The sequence below is a fragment of the Ferruginibacter sp. genome, assembly GCF_031430955.1.
Lineage (GTDB): Bacteria > Bacteroidota > Bacteroidia > Chitinophagales > Chitinophagaceae > Ferruginibacter.
The window spans coordinates 1-4,013 of sequence record NZ_JANPCM010000326.1 but is presented as its reverse complement, the minus strand read 5'-3'; the positions used below and the strand labels follow the sequence as shown (position 1 = coordinate 4,013).

The window sequence follows — 4,013 nt, the reverse complement described above, 5'->3', positions numbered from 1 at the left end:
AATTTTTCTTCTACCGAAACAGGCTTAAACTGCATACCTACTTTATCAGATATAGATTTTGCAGGAGTGCCGGCATATATTTCGTTATACTTCATGTTATGTGTTACTACGGAGCCAGCCAACGCCATTGATTTGTCTTCTGCAATGATAGGCGATACAATGCAATGGCCAACAAACCACACATCATCACCAATAATTAATGGCGCTTCACTTTTAAACTGGCAACCTTCTAAAGTATCGCCATACCTGATGTGAGACCACAATTGCGAATGTGCACCAATGCCGCAATTATTTCCGATTGTACTGCCACCCATTGAGTCTATAATTGAATACTGACCAATCCAGCAATTATGACCAATATGTAGTGGCAGTTCGCCATGGAGATTGGTATGATGATGGATTTTAGAATAATCGAGTATAGAGAATTCATTGCACATTATCTGAACATCGTGACCAATGTAAACATTATCTCCGATGACAATTTTTTTTGCCTTACCATTTATACCTGTTATCCTGGCAGTTGGTTCTATCACTATGTTTTTGCCTAACAAAATTTCATCGGCATTAATATTTGTAAACAACATTTAAAAGTTAATTGTTTTATCAATAATATACAATGGCCTGTCTTTAATTCCTGTAAATATTTTTGAAATATACAAACCCAATACTCCTAAATTTAAAATTATCAGCCCCCCTAAAAACCATATTGATATAATAATACTGGTATATCCTGAAACCAATATCCTTCCGGAGAGATACTGAATTAAATAATATAACCCCACCAAAAAAGAGATGAATGATATTAAAAACCCCGTTCGTACAATTAATCTTAAAGGTTTGTCCGAATAGGATAAAATAATATCAGATGCCAGTGTGATTATCTTACTATAGTTATAGCTTGATTTTCCTTTATATCGTTCACCATGCTCCACATCAATAAAAGCTTTATTAAATCCAACCCATCGTACCATTGGAGAAAATGCCCGTAAAGGTTCTTTCATTTTTTTTAGCGTATCGATAACTTTCGCACTGTAAATGCCAAAATTCCCTACTTTACCATCGTACTTTATTCCTGTTAAGTAACTAAATATTTTATAGAATATTCGGGATAATAATTTTTTAAAAAAAGAATCTTTCCTGTGAATACGCCTGGCAAAAACAATTTCATATCCTTCTTGCACTTTTTGATAAAGTCTCTCAATTTCTTCAGGCTTATCCTGCAGGTCGCAATCCATAACTACCACCCATTCACCTGTACAGTTATCCAGCCCGGCCGTAATAGCATGATGCTGTCCAAAATTTCTGCTCAGTTTTATAGCCCTTATATTTTTTTCTACAGAACAAATATTTCCGATTACACGCCACGAAGCATCTGCACTGCCATCATCTACCAGTACCAAATGATAATTACCCCGGGCAAACTCCATAGCTTTTTTTATTCGGGCAATAAGTTCCTCAAGAATTTTTTCAGCCTGGTAAACGGGAATAACAATGGAGATTAACATAAAAATAATTTCAATACTACTATAAAATAGATGCCGCCTGTTACACAGGTGCAACTTTCAGCTGTACCCGTTAAAAATAATAATTTTCAACCAATAAAAAGCACCCCATATAAAATGAAGTAAAAAAGCTACCCCAATAATTAATTGTTTTTTATTGCTAAGTTTCTTTAATTTAACATCCCCCACAAAATGCAACAACAACGAAAAAAACAACAAGTAGCATGCTACTACCACCTGCCAAAAAAAATTACCATGAAACATCCTTCCTCCATCTTCGGCAAACAAAACCCAAATACTTAATCCAACAAAAAAATTCAATCCGGCAAACTGTACAATTTTGTCTTTTAATACCCATCCTTTAGAAAGAACAAGATAAACAAGCGGAAAAAATAAAGAGGAAATAAATGTTATGGGTATATTGTTTGAAAAATGCTTCCATACCTCAAAAGGGGCTATTATAACTTTTGACGATTCCCCTTCAGATGAAGATACACTACTGGTATAATTTAATTGATAAATGATATAATATTCAACAGCAATAAAAAATATGCCAACGAGGTAAGGTAATAACTGAACGAATTTATTATTGCTGTTTGCTGAAAACAATTTATTATAACAAAAGAAAATAAAAACAGATGGTAATAAAGTGAAAAGAAAGCTGGGTTTTATTAATACATTAATAATGATCAATACTGTAATTTGAATGAGTAAATTTTTGCTTTGATGTGCTTTATCCAAAAACAATAATTCGTAAGATTTAAAGAAAAGCAATATTGCAAATGGCATTAAAAAAATCACAGTAGAATTATGCCATACATTGGGCACTATCTGACCCAGGTAAAAATCTTTTACCTGGAAAAAATTTAACCCTGGCAGAGCAAATACAAATAACATTGCAAAGGACAGGATAAAAGAGAGCAGCTTATTATCGTTAAGCAGTACGTATTTTCTTAAATACAGATCATTTAATAAAAACTTTGCAGAAATAGCGGCGCTTAAAAGAATTATTGATGCCACATAATAAAACGGATAATATTTTGAAAATCCTGATAAAAGAGCCACTAAAATGAAATACAAAAAATTTGGCGTTAACTTATCGTGATTTACCGCAAAGGAGTGTGCCATGGCAGCATGCGGCTGAATATCTGTAGAAACCCTTAGATACAGGATAATGAAATAATAAACAGCAAAAAATAAAAATATAACTAAGGCCGCAATTTGATTTGTTCTTTTAGTATTGCTCAGCTTAATTGTATTATTAAACATATTGGCCTTAAATTATTCCTGAAATTTATTTACACTTTCTCCTTTCATTGACCTGCTTATTGCTGTATCCATAATTCTTTCGGCATATGGCCTCGAAATATTATTTAACTCTTCTGTTTTAGTTTGAATTAAATTTTTATCTTCCAATTGCAGAGATAATTGGAGCGCCTGCATAGCCAGAGAAGTTTCGTTAAGCTCCAGCGCTGTTAATCCGGATATATTTTTCTGAATAAATTTTTCTGTCGTTTCCAGTAATTGTTCTGCTACAGTTTTTGATTCTACCAAATCCCTGTTGGCTATATATTTTTATGCATTTTGCATGGAATCTAAGAGCATTTTTTCAACATCCGCATCCGTTAACTCATATTGTGGTTTTACCTGTACAGATTGCTCAATACCACTTCTTAATTCTTTAGCATTTACCATCAATATCCCATCTGCATTTATTAAAAAACTCACTTCTACTTTTGCCATACCTGCAGGCATTGCCGGTATGCCCGACAAATTAAATTCGGCCAGTTTGCGGTTATCCGTAACCATATCTCTTTCGCCCTGATAAACTGCAATCTTCATCCCACTTTGTCCATCTTTGTAAGTAGTATATTGCCTTGCAGCCTTTGCAGGAATTTTGCTGTTACGTGGCAGCAACACATCCATCAGGCCTCCCATGGTTTCTAACCCCAATGACAGCGGTGTAATGTCCAACAGTAGTAAACCTTTTGTGTTACCTGCTAAAATATCTGCCTGTATTGCAGCACCCAATGCTACTACTTCATCGGGGTTAACACTATCGTTAACGGGTTTCCCAAAAAAATCGCTTACCATTTGCTTAACCAATGGGGTACGGGTACTTCCGCCTACCATTATTACCTCATCAATTTCTTTTTTTGTTATCCCGGAATCTTTTAATGCATTAGTACAACAAACTATTGTTTTATCAACAATTGGTTTTATTATTTCTTGCAATTCGGATTTTGTGAGGGTTATATTTTTATCATTAAAAGTTGCCAAAAAATTATCAGCAGCAGATAAATATTTTTTTGCATTTTCTGCTACTATCCGTAATTGTTGTTTAGTTGTTTGGTCGCTGGCTGAAAAATTATTTTTTGTTATCCAGTAATTAACAATAGCCATGTCTAAATCATCGCCACCTAAAAAAGTATCTCCATTGGTGGCCAATACTTCAAATATGCCATTATTTATGGTGAGAATAGAAATATCGAAAGAACCACAGCCAAAGTC

Annotated in this window: 5 protein-coding genes; all 5 read right to left on the bottom strand. The window is 34.0% G+C overall.

From position 1 onward, the window contains the following. Positions 1-584 (bottom strand): DapH/DapD/GlmU-related protein (locus tag ACY65O_RS09300; RefSeq protein WP_462220580.1); only part of this gene is annotated, 584 nt, incomplete at its 3' end. Then, positions 585-1,505 (bottom strand): glycosyltransferase family 2 protein, encoded by a 921-nt coding sequence (locus ACY65O_RS09295; protein WP_462220579.1) that lies wholly within the window; start codon positions 1,503-1,505, stop codon positions 585-587. Positions 1,506-1,562: 57 nt separating this feature from the next. Then, positions 1,563-2,771 (bottom strand): hypothetical protein, encoded by a 1,209-nt coding sequence (locus ACY65O_RS09290; protein WP_462220578.1) that lies wholly within the window; start codon positions 2,769-2,771, stop codon positions 1,563-1,565. 12 nt (positions 2,772-2,783) lie between these two features. Further along, on the bottom strand, positions 2,784-3,056 hold the full coding sequence (locus ACY65O_RS09285; RefSeq protein ID WP_462220577.1) for a hypothetical protein: 273 nt from the start codon (positions 3,054-3,056) through the stop codon (positions 2,784-2,786). A 21-nt stretch (positions 3,057-3,077) separates the two neighbouring features. Further along, positions 3,078-4,013 (bottom strand): Hsp70 family protein (locus ACY65O_RS09280; protein WP_462220576.1); only part of this gene is annotated, 936 nt, incomplete at its 5' end.